The sequence below is a fragment of the Rhizobacter sp. P2_H3 genome, assembly GCF_056403355.1.
This window is the reverse complement of the sequence record NZ_JBFUFQ010000046.1, coordinates 18,867-32,544: the sequence shown is the minus strand read 5'-3', so window position 1 is coordinate 32,544 and position 13,678 is coordinate 18,867. Positions and strand designations below refer to the sequence as shown.

General features: G+C 69.4%; 14 protein-coding genes and 1 pseudogene. 7 read left to right on the top strand and 8 right to left on the bottom strand.

The window, feature by feature from the left end:
* Together AC1D1T_RS11785 and AC1D1T_RS11780 are read right to left on the bottom strand one after the other, a co-directional pair.
* A pseudogene (locus tag AC1D1T_RS11785) lies at positions 1-191 on the bottom strand (general secretion pathway protein GspB); the annotation flags it as partial.
* 11 nt (positions 192-202) lie between these two features.
* Entirely contained in the window at positions 203-1,921 is a 1,719-nt protein-coding gene (locus tag AC1D1T_RS11780) for an ExeA family protein (protein WP_477840738.1), read from the bottom strand.
* A 96-nt stretch (positions 1,922-2,017) separates the two neighbouring features.
* On the opposite strand from AC1D1T_RS11780, the gene AC1D1T_RS11775 reads away from it, so the two are divergent.
* The gene (locus AC1D1T_RS11775) at positions 2,018-2,320 is read left to right on the top strand and encodes a hypothetical protein (RefSeq protein WP_477829281.1); all 303 of its coding nucleotides are present in this window, start codon (positions 2,018-2,020) and stop codon (positions 2,318-2,320) included.
* Between the two features lie 239 nt (positions 2,321-2,559).
* On the opposite strand, the gene AC1D1T_RS11770 is transcribed toward AC1D1T_RS11775, so the two are convergent.
* A complete protein-coding gene (locus tag AC1D1T_RS11770) occupies positions 2,560-3,051 on the bottom strand; it encodes a pilin (protein WP_052212915.1) in 492 nt (163 codons plus the stop codon).
* A gap of 146 nt (positions 3,052-3,197) precedes the next feature.
* On the opposite strand from AC1D1T_RS11770, the gene AC1D1T_RS11765 reads away from it, so the two are divergent.
* The 4 genes from AC1D1T_RS11765 to AC1D1T_RS11750 all read left to right on the top strand — a co-directional run bounded on the left by AC1D1T_RS11765 (position 3,198) and on the right by AC1D1T_RS11750 (position 6,587).
* Positions 3,198-4,064 carry an alpha/beta hydrolase gene (locus AC1D1T_RS11765; RefSeq protein ID WP_047510031.1) on the top strand — a complete coding sequence of 289 codons (867 nt, stop codon included), beginning with the start codon at positions 3,198-3,200 and terminating at the stop codon, positions 4,062-4,064.
* Positions 4,065-4,224: 160 nt separating this feature from the next.
* Positions 4,225-4,644 (top strand): rubrerythrin family protein, encoded by a 420-nt coding sequence (locus tag AC1D1T_RS11760; RefSeq protein ID WP_047510032.1) that lies wholly within the window; start codon positions 4,225-4,227, stop codon positions 4,642-4,644.
* A gap of 7 nt (positions 4,645-4,651) precedes the next feature.
* Complete coding sequence (locus AC1D1T_RS11755; protein WP_477827184.1) at positions 4,652-5,998, top strand: (Fe-S)-binding protein; 1,347 nt, start codon at positions 4,652-4,654, stop codon at positions 5,996-5,998.
* Between the two features lie 13 nt (positions 5,999-6,011).
* Positions 6,012-6,587: a DUF3501 family protein gene (locus tag AC1D1T_RS11750; RefSeq protein ID WP_477827185.1), complete on the top strand. Its 576-nt coding sequence runs from the start codon at positions 6,012-6,014 to the stop codon at positions 6,585-6,587.
* Positions 6,588-6,597: 10 nt separating this feature from the next.
* Here AC1D1T_RS11750 and AC1D1T_RS11745 read toward each other — a convergent pair whose 3' ends face one another.
* The 5 genes from AC1D1T_RS11745 to rarD all read right to left on the bottom strand — a co-directional run bounded on the left by AC1D1T_RS11745 (position 6,598) and on the right by rarD (position 12,238).
* Complete coding sequence (locus tag AC1D1T_RS11745; RefSeq protein ID WP_477838973.1) at positions 6,598-8,031, bottom strand: hypothetical protein; 1,434 nt, start codon at positions 8,029-8,031, stop codon at positions 6,598-6,600.
* Between the two features lie 80 nt (positions 8,032-8,111).
* Positions 8,112-8,996 (bottom strand): alpha/beta hydrolase, encoded by an 885-nt coding sequence (locus tag AC1D1T_RS11740; RefSeq protein WP_052212911.1) that lies wholly within the window; start codon positions 8,994-8,996, stop codon positions 8,112-8,114.
* Between the two features lie 70 nt (positions 8,997-9,066).
* A complete protein-coding gene (locus AC1D1T_RS11735; RefSeq protein ID WP_465111222.1) occupies positions 9,067-9,738 on the bottom strand; it encodes a chitosanase in 672 nt (223 codons plus the stop codon).
* A 415-nt stretch (positions 9,739-10,153) separates the two neighbouring features.
* On the bottom strand, positions 10,154-11,323 hold the full coding sequence (locus AC1D1T_RS11730; protein ID WP_477824788.1) for a hypothetical protein: 1,170 nt from the start codon (positions 11,321-11,323) through the stop codon (positions 10,154-10,156).
* A gap of 39 nt (positions 11,324-11,362) precedes the next feature.
* A complete protein-coding gene (gene rarD, locus AC1D1T_RS11725) occupies positions 11,363-12,238 on the bottom strand; it encodes an EamA family transporter RarD (protein ID WP_477991909.1) in 876 nt (291 codons plus the stop codon).
* A gap of 45 nt (positions 12,239-12,283) precedes the next feature.
* On the opposite strand from rarD, the gene AC1D1T_RS11720 reads away from it, so the two are divergent.
* Both AC1D1T_RS11720 and AC1D1T_RS11715 read left to right on the top strand, forming a co-directional pair.
* Positions 12,284-12,553, top strand: coding sequence for a MoaD/ThiS family protein (locus tag AC1D1T_RS11720; protein ID WP_047510043.1), 270 nt, complete (start codon positions 12,284-12,286; stop codon positions 12,551-12,553).
* Positions 12,554-12,570: 17 nt separating this feature from the next.
* Positions 12,571-13,647 carry a WD40/YVTN/BNR-like repeat-containing protein gene (locus tag AC1D1T_RS11715; RefSeq protein ID WP_477991908.1) on the top strand — a complete coding sequence of 359 codons (1,077 nt, stop codon included), beginning with the start codon at positions 12,571-12,573 and terminating at the stop codon, positions 13,645-13,647.
* Positions 13,648-13,678 lie beyond the last annotated feature (31 nt).

The window sequence follows — 13,678 nt, the reverse complement described above, 5'->3', positions numbered from 1 at the left end:
ATCCAGGCGAACACGACGATCAGTGCCAGCCCGAGCAGCGACGCGACAAAACCCCAGCGCATGCCGCCGCGGCCGTCCGGCAGGTCGTCGTCATCGGGCGTGGCGGTGGCCGTCTGGGCATGCAGCCCGGGCACGCGGCCGCGCTCGCGTTCGGAATCGGCGCGCCGCAAGGCATCGAGGATGTAGGACATCGCTGTGCCTCTCAGTGGGTGAGGCCGGCATCGGCCTGCAGGCGCGGCTCGTCGACGCCGGCGGCGCGGTTGAGCTGCATGAAGGTGGTCGGGCCGGCCACGCCGTCGGCGGTCAGGCCCCAGGCGACCTGGAAGCTCGCAAGGCGCGATTTCAGCGCGGCGTTGAACGGCTGCGCGGCGGCCGGCGCGCTCGCGCCGTCGGCCCGTGCGACCAGCCCGGCCAGTGCGTCGACCGCCGGCCCGCTGTGGCCTTCGCTCAGCGCCGACTGGTAGCCCGCGGGCGCGCGCCAGAAGGTGGCGAAGTCGCCGCGCCACACCTTGGCCAGCGACAGCAGCGACACCGTCTGCGAGACGCCGCCGGCGCGCAGCGTGGCGGTCTGCGGCGTGAGGCCGGTCAGCAGCACGAAGACCGACTGGCCGGCGTCGTCGCGCAGCAGCAGGATGCCCGGCCGGCTCAGCTGGCGGATCAGCGCCAGCGTCGCCACCGTGCGGAAGCACAGCAGGTCCTGCTGCTGCGCGCTGGTGCAGGGGTCGGCCAGGTCGGCGGCGAGCTTCCAGGCCGGGGCCAGCTCGCGCCAGGCCTCCTTCTCGGTGCGCCAGGCGGTCTTCAGGCCGTCGCGCAGGTCGAGCGACACCGCGCTGGCCGGCGGCGCGGCCGGGGTCGCAGCCGATGCGGCGGCCACCGATGGCCGGGCCTTGTCCGGCGAACTGGCGGCCGAGGCCGGGAAATGTGAGGCCGGGAACTGCGACGCCTGCGCATCCGGGTTGCCGCCGGACGGCCGCCCGAGCCGCCCGTCGACCGCCCAGGCCACCATGCCCAGCAGCGCCGCGGCGCCGGCCGCACCCAGCCCCCAGCGCCCCGCATGCGCGAAGCGCGAGGCGGCCGGCAGCGTCGCGTCGTCGTCATGGGCCGAGCCGAACACCTCGGCCGCCGCCTTGTCGACGATGCCCGCGTCGACCCGCGGCTGGCCCTGCCCGTAGGCGCCCAGCAGCGCACGGTCGCACAGCAGGTTGATGCGCCGCGGCACGCCGCGCGAGAGCTGGAAGATGCGGTGGCGCGCCGGCCGGTCGAAGGGCAGCGCGGTGCGCATGCCGGCCACGGCCATGCGGTGGCGGATGTACTGCGAGGTTTCCTTCTCGCTCAGCGCCTTCAGGTGGTAGCGGGCGATCACGCGCTGCGCGAGCTGCTCGAGCTGCGGCCGCGCCAGCATGTCGCGCAGCTCCGGCTGGCCGATCAGGATGATCTGCAGCAGCTTGCGCTCGCTGGTCTCGAGGTTGGTCAGCAGGCGCAGCTGCTCCAGCACGTCGGGCGACAGGTTCTGCGCCTCGTCGATGATCAGCACGTTGTTCAGGCCGATCGCGTGCGTGCGCAGCAGGAAGTCGTTCAGCGGGTCGAGGTAGTCCTTGACGGTCGGCGCACCCGGGCCCGTGTGCTGGTAGGGGATGCGGAATTCCTCGCACACCGTCTTCAGCAGCTCGAACACCGTCAGCTTCGGGTTGAAGATGTAGGCGACGTTGCAGCGCTTCGGGATCTGCTCGAGGAAGCAGCGGCAGACGGTGGTCTTGCCGGCCCCGATCTCGCCGGTCAGCAGCACGAAGCCGCCGCCGCCGCGCACGCCGTACAGCAGGTGCGCGAGCGCCTCGCGGTGCCGCTCGCTCATGAACAGGTAGCGCGGATCCGGGGCGATCGAGAAGGGCTCCTGCTTGAGCCCGAAGAATGGCGCGTACATGGGGGCGGGGGTGACGGTGCGAGCGGCCGGTGCGGCCTCGCGCAGTCTATCGCCGCCCGCCATCGCCCTGACATGCCTGGCGCAGATACTCGCGGCGTGCCGTATCCGTATCCGCTCCTCGCCGCCCTCGTGCTGTGTTTCACCTTGCTGCCGGCGCATGCGGCCGGCGGGCACTTCGACGTCGACGCCGCCACCGCTGGCGAGTGGTCGGCCGGTGACGCCGCCAGCGTGCTGCTGGAGCACAGCCGGATCGTCGGCGAGCGGGTCTCGCGGCTGGGCGGACGCTGGAACCTGTCGAGCCGGCTCAGCCTGGACCTGAGCCTGTCACGCCATCGCCCGGCCGAGGCCGGCGGCTACACCGGCGCGACGCTGGGCCTGAACCAGGACTTCGGGGGCTGAATCGATCAGACGAACGAGTGGGCGAAGCCGACCAGGGCCATCGCGCCGGTCGCGAGCACGACCAACACCCAGTTCGGCAGGAAGCCGTGCGGGGCCGGGGAACGGTGACGTTGTTTGTCAATCATGTGAACTCCATGTTTCCGGATCGCCCCGAAACCGCGGGGACGACCGCCCGGCGCGGGATTTCCGGCCAGGCGAGGGCATGGAAGCGATCTTCGTGCCAGCTTGGGGCGATGCGCTCAGCGGCAGTTCACCGGCAGGAAGTTGGTCGGCACATCGGTCTTGTCGAGGCCCTTGACCGTCATCTTGGCCGGCACCGGCGCATGGCCGCAGACCCACGAGACCGGCACGACCGGTGCGTCTTCGACGACGGCCGGACGCAGCGTCAGCGTCTTGCCGCGGATCGCGCCGTTGGCCTGGTTGCCGAAGGTGATCTGGATCGCGCCCGATTCGACCGCCACCGAACTCACCAGCGTGCTGACGATCTTGTCGCTCGCCGGCAGCCCGGCGGCGGCGTTGTCCAGCGGCAGCGTCTTGGTGGTGCTCCAGGCGGCGGCCACCGGCGCCTTGGCGATGTCGGCCAGCTTGACCGCATCGACCAGCTGCCCGCGCACCAGCCGGCCCTGCATGCTGGGCATGGCCAGCGTGGCGAGGATGGCGATGACGGCCACCACGACCATCAGCTCGATCAGCGTGAATCCGCGGGAAGGGCAAGGGGGGCGTGCGTGCATGCGGGCCTCGTAGCGATGGCGCATTCTGCCGTGGCGCCGCCGCCGCGCCGGTTTCGATCGGTGACCTGCGCCGGCTTGCCCTGCGGCGGCGGGCGGGTTAGAAACGCCCCCATCCGGCACCCCTGCGCCGRCACCGCGGAGACTGCATGGCCCGATTCGATCCTGACCGCCTCGACCGGCAATACGACAACCGGGCCCGCCATCCGGAGCACCCGGCGATCTTCGAGCGGTGGGCGCGCGCGTCGGCGCTGTCGCGCGACGGGCTGTCGCGGCGCATCGACGTGCCGTACGGCGACGGGCCGAACGAGACGCTCGACATCTTCCCGGCCGCACGCGCCGGCGCCCCGGTGCTGGTGTTCATCCACGGCGGCTGGTGGCGCTCGCTGGACAAATCCCAGCATTCCTTCCTCGCGCCGACCTTCGTGCATGCCGGCGCCATGGTGGTGGTGCCGAACTACGCGCTGTGCCCCGGCGCGCGGGGGGCGCCGGTGGGCGTCGATTCCATCGCGCTGCAGATGGTCAAGGCGCTGGCCTGGGTGTGGCGCAACGCGGCGCTGTACGGCGGCGACCCGCTGCGCATCATCGTGGCCGGGCACTCGGCCGGCGGCCACCTGGCGGCGATGCTGCTGAACTGCGAATGGCCCCAGGTGGGAATCGACCTGCCGCCGCACCTGGTGCGCGGCGCGTTGGCGGTCAGCGGCGTGTTCGACCTGGAGCCGGTGCGGCGCGCGCCCTTCCTCGCGGACGACCTGCGGCTCACGCCGGCGCTGGCCGCGAAGCTGAGCCCGGTGGCGATGCCGGCACCGAACGGCGTGCTGTGCGCTGTCGTCGGGGGTGACGAGAGCGAGGAATTCCTGCTGCAGAACGACGCGATCCGCATCGCCTGGGGCGAGCGCGCGGTGCCGGTGTGCGAGCGCATCCCCGGCGCCAACCACTTCACCGTGCTGCACGACCTGGCGTCGCCGGGCGGGCGGCTCAACCACCTGGCGCGCCAGCTGCTCGGGCTGGGATGACCGGTTCGGCGATTTTCCTTCCTCGCGATTTTTCCTTGCTCGTTTACCCGCAGAAAACATAGCCGTCTGCTATGCACTGCATTGAAGCTTTGTATTTGCCGCGCGCCGGCGGTCGCGCTACGGTTCGCCGGTCCACTTCATTCACTAGCTGGAGAGCGCCATGGGATTGAAAGGATCGAAGACCGAGCAGAACCTGAAGGATGCGTTTGCCGGCGAGTCGCAGGCCAACCGCCGCTACCTCTACTTCGCGAACAAGGCCGACATCGAAGGGCAGAACGACGTGGCGGCGCTGTTCCGCTCCACGGCCGAGGGCGAGACCGGCCATGCGCACGGCCACCTCGAGTTCCTGGAGGCCGTGGGCGACCCGGCGACCGGGCTGCCGATCGGCTCGAGCCGGCAGAACCTGCTGGCCGCGGTGGCCGGCGAGACGCACGAGTACACCGACATGTACCCGGGCATGGCACGCCAGGCGCGCACCGAAGGCTTCGACGAGATCGCCGACTGGTTCGAGACGCTGGCCAAGGCCGAGCGCTCACACGCGAACCGATATCAAAAGGCACTGGACGCGCTGGTCGATTGACAACAGCATGACCCGCGAAGGGAACCTCGAAGCGCCCACACGCCATCCGGTCGACTGGAAGAACCCCTCGTTCTACGACGAGGGGGCGTGCCTCCATGAGATGGAGCGCGTCTTCGACATCTGCCATGGCTGCAGGCGCTGCGTGAGCCTGTGCCAGTCGTTCCCGACGCTGTTCGACCTGGTCGACGGGAGTTCGACCGGCGAGGTCGACGGCGTCGCGAAGCCGGACTACTGGAAGGTGGTCGACCAGTGCTACCTGTGCGACCTCTGCTACATGACGAAGTGCCCGTATGTTCCGCCGCACCCGTGGAACCTGGACTTCCCGCACACGATGCTGCGTGCCAAGGCGATCAAGTTCAAGAAGGGCGAGGTCGGCGCCGGCGAGCGCTTCCTCGCGTCGACCGACGTGCACGGCCAGTTCGCCGGCATCCCGGTGGTGGTGCAGGTGGCGAATGCGCTGAACCGCACGAAGCCGATGCGCAAGCTGCTCGACGCCACGCTGCACGTGCACCCCGAGGCCTGGCTGCCCGATCTCGCCGCGAGCCGCTTCCGCTGGAGCGCGAAGAAGCAAGGGGCAGCCGTGGCGGTGACGAACGGCGAGCGCACGCCCGGCAAGGTGGCGATCTTCGCGACCTGCTACGTCAACTACAACGAGCCCGGCATCGGCCATGACCTGCTGAAGGTGCTGGCGCACAACGACATCCCGTACGAGATCGTCGAGAAGGAGTCGTGCTGCGGCATGCCGAAGCTGGAGCTCGGCGACCTCGATGCGGTGGCGAAGCACAAGGAGGCCAACGTGCCGGTGCTCGCGCGCTACGCGAAGGAGGGTTTCGCGATCCTGAGCGCGATCCCGAGCTGCACGCTGATGTTCAAGCAGGAGCTGCCGCTGATGTTCCCCGACGACGCGGACGTGAAGCGCGTGCAGGAGGCGATGTTCGACCCGTTCGAGTACCTGATGGCGCGCCACAAGGACGGCCTGCTGAAGACCGACTTCAAGCAGCCGCTCGGCAAGGTGAGTTACCACATTCCCTGCCACGGCCGGGTGCAGAAGATCGGCAGGAAGACCGAGGAGGTGCTGAAGCTGATCGGTCAGCGGGTATCGGTGCAGCTCAACACGGTGGAGCGCTGCTCCGGGCATGCCGGCACCTATGGCGTGAAGACGCCGTACCACCCGGTCGCGATGAAGATCGGCCGGCCGGTGTTCAAGGCGATGGCGATGAACGAGCCGGACTACATCAGCTCCGATTGCGCGCTGGCCGGGCACCACATCGCGCAGGGCATGGCGCAGCAAGGCGCGCCGGCGTCGAAGCTTGCGCACCCGCTGAGCCTGGTGCGCATCGCCTACGGACTCTGAGGGAGCGATCGAGATGATCACGAAGGACAGCCTGCTGACGCTGGAGGCCTACGCGAAGATACGCACCGCGCAGCGGGCCGGCTTCATCGCGCACCGGCGGCGGCGCTCGGTGGCGCTGGGCGAGCACGTCACCGTGCAGTTCGAGGACGAGCAGACGATCCGCCGCCAGATCCAGGAGATGCTGCACATCGAGAAGATCTTCGACGAAGCCGGCATCCAGGGCGAGATCGAGGCCTACGCGCCGCTGCTGCCCGACGGCGGCAACTGGAAGGCGACGATGCTGATCGAGTACCCCGACGTGCACGAGCGCCGCCGCGAACTGGCGCGGCTGATCGGCATCGAGGACCGCATGTTCGTCGAGGTCGAGGGCCACCCGCGCGTCTACGCGATCGCCGACGAAGACCTCGACCGCGAGACCGACGAGAAGACCTCGGCGGTGCATTTCCTGCGCTTCGAGTTTCCGCCCGCCGCACGCGAGGCGCTGCGCGCCGGGGCGGCCTGCAAGCTGGGTTGCGACCACACGAACTACCCGGCGCATGTGGCGATCGGCCCGGAGACGCTGGCGTCGCTGGCGGGGGATCTGCGCTAGGCCGCGGGTTTCACTGAAAGTGAAGGGCTGCAGGGTCTTGCAGCAGCCAATGGCTGTGCAAGTCGGCCAGTTGGGCTGCTTCCTCCAGGCTGACGATGTCGAATATCTGGCCCAGTTTGATCCAGCGAAGCCTTTCCAGCGCCTGTCGTTCGCAGGTCGAGGGGGCTTTCATCAGGTGCAGCATGGCCTGCCGCCGCGTGTCGCGCGCGGCCTTCCAGATCTTCCTGGACACGCGCAGCACGCCATGGCAGTCGCGCAGATCGGGGGCGGCGGCCCGGCCCACCAGATGACCGGCGACCACGGTGCCGATGTCCGACACGGGTCCGAGCTGGCGCTGGGCCAGGACGACATTGACGAATGCGCTGCAGGCCGGGCCCATCATGCCGACTGGTGCGAGGTCGAAGCGGTTGCGGTTGGCGCGCAGTGCGGCGGCCAGGTCGTCGGGGATCTCGGCCAGGCGATTCCTGCCGTGGGCGTCCAGGAACGTGAGGGTGTCGAAGGCGCCATTCCGTCTGATGGCACGGCTCAGTTCCTGCGGGTCCATCGCCAGGAACACGTGGTAGGACACGCACAGTGACATCAACCTCGGCAACGAGGCGATCGCCTGGATCAACGCGGCCGCGGTGTTGCGGGTCGTGGCGGCGGTTGTGCGGGCGATGTCCAGCCTCAGGCTTGCCAGAGGCAAGGCTCCGCCTGCTACCGCTGCTGCCTGGAAGAAGCTCGAAAGATGGAGGCAGCCCGCCGCCAGCGAGAGCCTGAGGTCCTGCAGGGCCGGCATGTGCACGAGCTGGCACGCGATCCGTTCGAAGTGGTCGGCGTTCCATGACTCGTCGATGCACAGATCCAGGCATTGCAGGTTCTGCATGCCGGACAGGGTCCGCGCCAACGCGGGGACGATGGCGCCCGGGTCGTCGTCGGTCCAGTGGCGCCACGATGTCAGGTGATGGTGTGAGCGCAGTCCGCGCACGATGCACAGGCCGATGCCGGGGTCCACGTCCTCCGGTGCGAAGTGGAAGCTGCGCAGGTGGCTCGTGTTCGACAACGCCGCTTTCAGCTCGGGAATCTGTTCGCGATCGGCGAAGAATCCATCGAGCGTCATGTCGACGATCTGCGGGCAGTAGACGAGCAGGTGAGCGATCAGCTCGGGGCTGGGGCCTGTGATCTCGTCAGTCAGCGCGGTCATGCCGAACAGCGTGGCGATGTGCCCGAAATTGGCCACCCAGTCCTGGCTGTTGCATTCCTGGAGGAGCTCGATGCAGCCGGGGCCTTTCCAGGTCTGAACAAAGGTCGCGGAAGGCTGGTGGCCGCTCAGGTCCACGATGGCTTGATGGGTCTGCAGATGCCTGTCGATCGCGCCGCGTCGTACCAGTTCCTTTTCGAGGGGCAGGCTTCTGTCGGCAAACCCCTGGGGCCGCGGGTCGGAGGCAGAGCGCACGCGTTTCATGGTGGGCGGGGCGACGACGCCAAGTGGACATGCCGGTGAGTGGCACATCCACCCTGCCGGGGTTCCAGACAGGTGTCCCGTCAGTGCGGCGGCCTGCCGATGCCGAACAGCTCGGCCACCGCCTCGCGGTACTGCGGCTGTCCCAGGTCGTTGGTGCTGTGGTGCGAGGCCCCGTCGACCAGCAGGAAGCGCTTCGGCTCGCGCGCCCGCTCGAACAGCGCGCGGCCGAGCGCCGGCCGGATCAGCGTGTCGTCGCTGCCGTGCACCACCAGCACCGGCGAGCCGACCTCGGCGATGCGCGAGGCGGCGTCGAAGCGCTGCGTGATCAGTGGCCCGACCGGCAGCCAGCCCCAGCGGAAGGTCGACACCACGTCGGGGATCGACGTGAAGCTGCCCTCGACGATCAGGCCCGCCTCGTCGTGCACCTCGGCGGCGAGCTGCACCGCGATCGCGCCGCCCAGCGAGTGGCCGAAGATGAAGCGGCGCGCCTGCGGACGTTGCCGCGCCAGCCAGTCCCAGGCGGCATGGGCATCCTCGGCGGCCAGCTCCTGCGACGGCAGGCCGGGGCTGCTGCGGCCGAAGCCGCGGTAGTCGATCGCGAGCACCGAGAAACCCAGTTCATGCATGCGCCGCATCCGCAATGCGCTGGTGCGCACGTCGAAGCGGGCGCCGTGCAGGTAGAGCAGGACCGGCGCCGCGGCATCGTCCTGCGGCAGCCACAGGCCATGCAGGCGGACCGCCTGGCCGCGCGATTCGGCGGCGCTGGAGCGGTAGTCGATCCAGGCGTCGTCCATGCCCTGGGCGGCCGACGCCCCGCCGTACCAGACGCGGTCGCCGGGCTGGAAGATCCAGGCGCGCTGGCGCTCGTCGAGCGTCGCGCAGCCGAGCTGCAGGCCGAGCAGCAGGGCCAGGCCAGCCACGAGGGCGGCCGGGCGGTACCAGCGGCGGAAAGACAACGGGCGCATCGGGCAACGATGTTGCCACGCCGCCGGCAGGCGACGGCGCCGCTCGGCTTTTCAGGCATTGTTCCAGGTGCTACTTGATGCTGAAGCTGTCGCCGTAGACCTTCCAGTTCAGCGGCGTGTTCAGGTCGAAGTTGCCGGCCTTCAGCCATACGCGCTGCGCGGTGTCGACGCGCGTCGTGTCGCTGTGGGCCTCCTCGGTCTTCATCGCGGCCACGCGGGCATCGAGGAAGGCGTTCAGGTAGGTTGTCTCGTCGCCACCCTGCGCGGGAGTCCTGGCCTTGGCCATCGCCGCCTTGCGGATGCCGCCGAAGCTGACGCCGCTGTTGCCCGGGCCGTGCATCACGATCGCGTCGTAGTAGGCGAACTGGCCGAGTGCGCGCAGGCCGTCGGTCCTGGCCTGGCTGACGGCCGGGTTGAAGTAGGTGTCGTCGCGCACGCTGTCCTGCGATTGCTGGAACACCACGTCGGCGGCGGCGGTCTTCCAGTCGGCGGTGTAGGTCGGGTCCAGGCCGGCGTGCGAATCGCTGCCGTTCACCTTCTTCAGCGCCGGCAGGTACTTGGCCAGCACGTTGTCCGGCGAGCGCCGGGTGTAGTCCTGCACCACTTCCAGCATGTCGCTGGTGCCCGAGCAGAAGCCGATGATGCCGCCGGTGTAGCCGCGGCCGTCGTTGATGTCCTGGATGTAGGCGTACTGCGCCTTCCAGTTCAGCGACGAGTTCTCGGCGCTGGAGACGATCTGCATCGCGATGTCCTTCTTGCGGGCATCGGTCAGGTCGGTCGATGACGGGGCCGGCGCGGGGGCGGGCGCTGGGGCAGGTGCGGGCGCAGGGGCCGGGGCTGGCGCAGGAGCGGGGGCCGGTGCTGGAGAGGGCGCTGGTGCAGGGGCCGGCGCTGGTGCGGGAGACGGTGCAGGAGCGGGCGCGGGGGCCGGCGAAGGCGCGGGTGCAGGTGCCGGAGGCGTGCCCGACACCGGCGGAGACGATTCGTCGTCCGAGCCGCCGCCGCAAGCGGACATGACAACGCTCAACGACAGCAAGGCCAGGTGGAGTCGACGGTTCATGATGGAAAGTCCGGTGGAATCGTTTCCATTCTGACCGCGCCCTGCCGCGGAAACGCCGCCGGGTTGTGACCAGCTGCAACCCGCTGTACCGGGTGGCTCAGACTCTCATCAGTTCGCTGTGCAGACGACGGACCGTCCGATCGGTGACGATGCCGTACTGCTGTGCGATGACAGGCCTTGCGTCTGCCTGGCCGCGCAGGAGCTGGACGACGGCCTTCCGGCCATCAACGACCTTGCAGAACGCCTTGCAGACGAACAACAGCGCCATGGCGCGCCGGCGATCCCGCGGTGTGTTGTCGCCCATCACGAATGCCTGGACATGCCGCGCGATGTCATTGGGAGCCAGGTCACCTGTCTTGAGGACATGACCCATGAAGGCGTCGCAGACCGGATCGAAGAACTTGCAGGGATGGGCGAGCAGCCGGGCGAGGTTCTTGTCGAGCCGCTTCCTCACCAGCGCGAGATTGTTGTCGACATCCTCGAACCGTTGGTTTTGGAAATCCGGCGAAAAGGTCAAGGCGTACAGCGATGGACTCTTCGCCAGCGTGCAACGCAGCGGATAGGCAGCGAAAGCCCACCGAACCTCGGCCGGATAGCTCAGCTCGCAGAGCGAGTGGGCCGATGGGATCCACTTGCGCAGGGCCTCGGCCAGCTGCACCCACAGTTTCAGGTCGAGCTCATCGTGCAATTGCTCGTGGCATTGCAGATGCAGGCACTCCAGATGTGGCAGCGGCGTGGTGCACAGGTGCTCTACCAGGCATGCGAGCGCTTCGGGCGCACTGTGGTACAGCTTGAGTTTCTGCAGCCCTGCAGGCAGCGCGGTCGTCGCGGGGGAGAAGGCCTCCTCGCTGACGAAGCCGCCCAGGCTGAGCTGCTCGAGGTGTGGCATGCAGCGCAGGCTGCCGGCCAATGCGTCGGCAACGTCCGGGTCATTTTCGGTTTCAAGTTGGAGCGACAGCGACCTCAGCCTGCTGAAGGCCTTCAATTCTTCCAACATCGGGGGGCTTGTCATCCCGGCGTTTCCGTCGTCCCAGTCCAACCGAAGTTCCTGCACCGAAGACGGGTCATCGATCGTGTTTGCCAGCGTGCCGAAATCGGAGCCCGAGTGCCGACCCTTGTCGTCAGTCAGTTTCCACGACACGTCGCCTTGCTGCCTGGCGAGCAGGCGGGAGAGATCGGTGCGACGCTCGGCAGGGCGAGAGCGTTTGATGGGGGGCGCATCATCCCGAAAGGAGGGGGAGCGCAGACGTTTTTGCGAGGCGTGCATGTCCCTGTGTGGCACGTCGCGCCCCGCAAGTTCCACGCATCAACCCTGCCGGCTGCGCACCGCCCACCACCCTTCCACGCTGTACACCGCCAGCGCCCCCCAGATGAAGCCGAAGCCCGCCAGCCGCGCGCYGCCGAACGGTTCGCCGAACAGCCACACGCCGAGCCCGAACTGGATCGTCGGGCCGATGTACTGCATCAGCCCGAGCGTCGTCATCGAGATGCGGCGCGCGCCGGCGGCGAACAGCAGCAGCGGCACCGCGGTGATCGGCCCGGCGGCCAGCAGCCACAGGTTGGTCGCGGTGTCGGGCAGCGGGAACTGCCCGGTGCCCTGCGCCTGCCAGAACAGCAGCGCGGCGATGGCCAGCGGCGCCAGCAGCATCGCCTCCAGCGTCAGCCCCTCCAGCGGGCCGAGCACCGCCACCTTGCGCAGCAGGCCGTAGCTGCCGAAGCTCGCGGCCAGCACCAGCGCGATCCACGGCAGCTGGCCGGCCTGTACCGTGAGCCACACCACGCCGGCCGTCGCCAGCGCGAGCGCCACCCACTGGCCGCGGCGCGGCCGTTCATGCAGCACCGTGTAGCCGAGCAGCACGTTGACGAGCGGCGTGATGAAGTAGCCGAGGCTCGCGTCGATCACGTGGCCGTTGTTGACCGACCAGATGTAGGTCAGCCAGTTCACCGCCAGCAGCAGCGCGCTCGCGGCGAACGCGCCCAGCACGCGCGGCTGGCGCAGCAGCGGCCGCAGCCAGCCCCACTGGCGGCGCACGCCCAGCACGATCAGCACGAAGACGAGGGACCAGACGATGCGGTGCGCGAGCACCTCGCCGGCCGGCAGCATGGCCAGCCGGCGGAAGAACAGCGGAAAGATGCCCCACAGGGCGAAGGCGAGGGCGGCGTAGAAGGGTCCGTAATTCATCCGGTGGATTGTCGCGGCTGGCCGCGGCGTGCATCATCGGCGCCCATGGCCCACGTCGTGTTCACGCAGCAGCTGCGCCGCTTCATCGAGACGCCCGAGCTCGACGTCGATGCGGCGAGCCTGCGCGATGCGCTCGACGCGGTGTTCGCCGTGCACCCGCGCCTGCGCGGCTACGTGCTCGACGAGCAGGGCCACCTGCGGCCGAACGTGGTCGCCTTCGTCGACGGCGTGCGCAGCGCGGACCGCGTCGCGCTGGCCGATGCGTTGCGGCCGGACAGCCGGGTCCACGTGATGCAGGCGCTGTCCGGCGGTTGAACCTCGAGGAGTTGCAGATGCAGGATCGTGCCTGGGTCGGAACCCGCAAGGGCCTGTTCGAACTGAAGCGCGGCCGCGGCGGCGCGTGGGACATCGCCCGCACCAGCTTCCTCGGCGAGCCGGTGTCGATGCTGCTGCCGCCCGGCCCGGACGGCCGCATGCTCGCGGCGCTGAACCTGGGGCACTTCGGCGTCAAGCTGCATGCGTCGGATGACCAGGGTGCCAGCTGGCACGAAGTGGCGGCACCGGCTTTCCCGCCCCAGCCGGCCGACGCGACCGGCGTGCCATGGAAGGTGGTGCAGGTGTGGTCGCTGGAGCGCGACCACGGCACGCTGTGGCTGGGCACGCTGCCGGGCGGGCTGTTTCGCAGCGGCGATGGCGGCGATTCATGGCAACTGGTCGATTCGCTGTGGCAGCGGCCGGAGCGCGCCGAATGGTTCGGCGGCGGCTACGACGTGCCCGGCATCCATTCGATCTGCCCGCATCCCCAGCGCGCCGGCGACCTGGTGCTGGGCATCAGCTGCGGCGGCGCCTGGGTCACGCACGACGACGGCGCGAGCTGGCAGCTGCAGGCCGACGGCATGCACGCCGCCTACATGCCGCCGGAGCAGGCCGGCTCGCCGAACACGCAGGATCCGCACCGCATCGTGCGCTGCGCCGCGCAGCCGCAGGTGCTGTGGACCCAGCACCACAACGGCATCTGGCGCTCGACCGACGCATCGGCCTCGTGGCAGCAGGTGACGGGTGCGCCGTTGTCGGACTTCGGCTTCGCGGTCGCGGTGCATCCCGGCGATGCGCAGACGGCCTGGTTCGTGCCGGGCGTCGCCGACCAGCAGCGCGTGCCGGTCGGCGGGGCGCTGGTGGTCAACCGCACGCGCGACGGCGGCGCGAGTTTCGAGACCTTGCGCCACGGGCTGCCGCAGCGGCACTGCTACGACCTGCTGTACCGCCACGGGCTCGATGTGTCGCCCGACGGCCGCAGCCTGCTGATGGGCAGCACGACCGGCCATGTGTGGAGCAGCGACGACGGCGGCGACCGGTGGGCGGCGCTGCCGGCGCAACTGCCGCCGGTGTACGCGCTGCGTTTCGGCTGACGGCCCGCGACGGATACATCGGCTGACACCT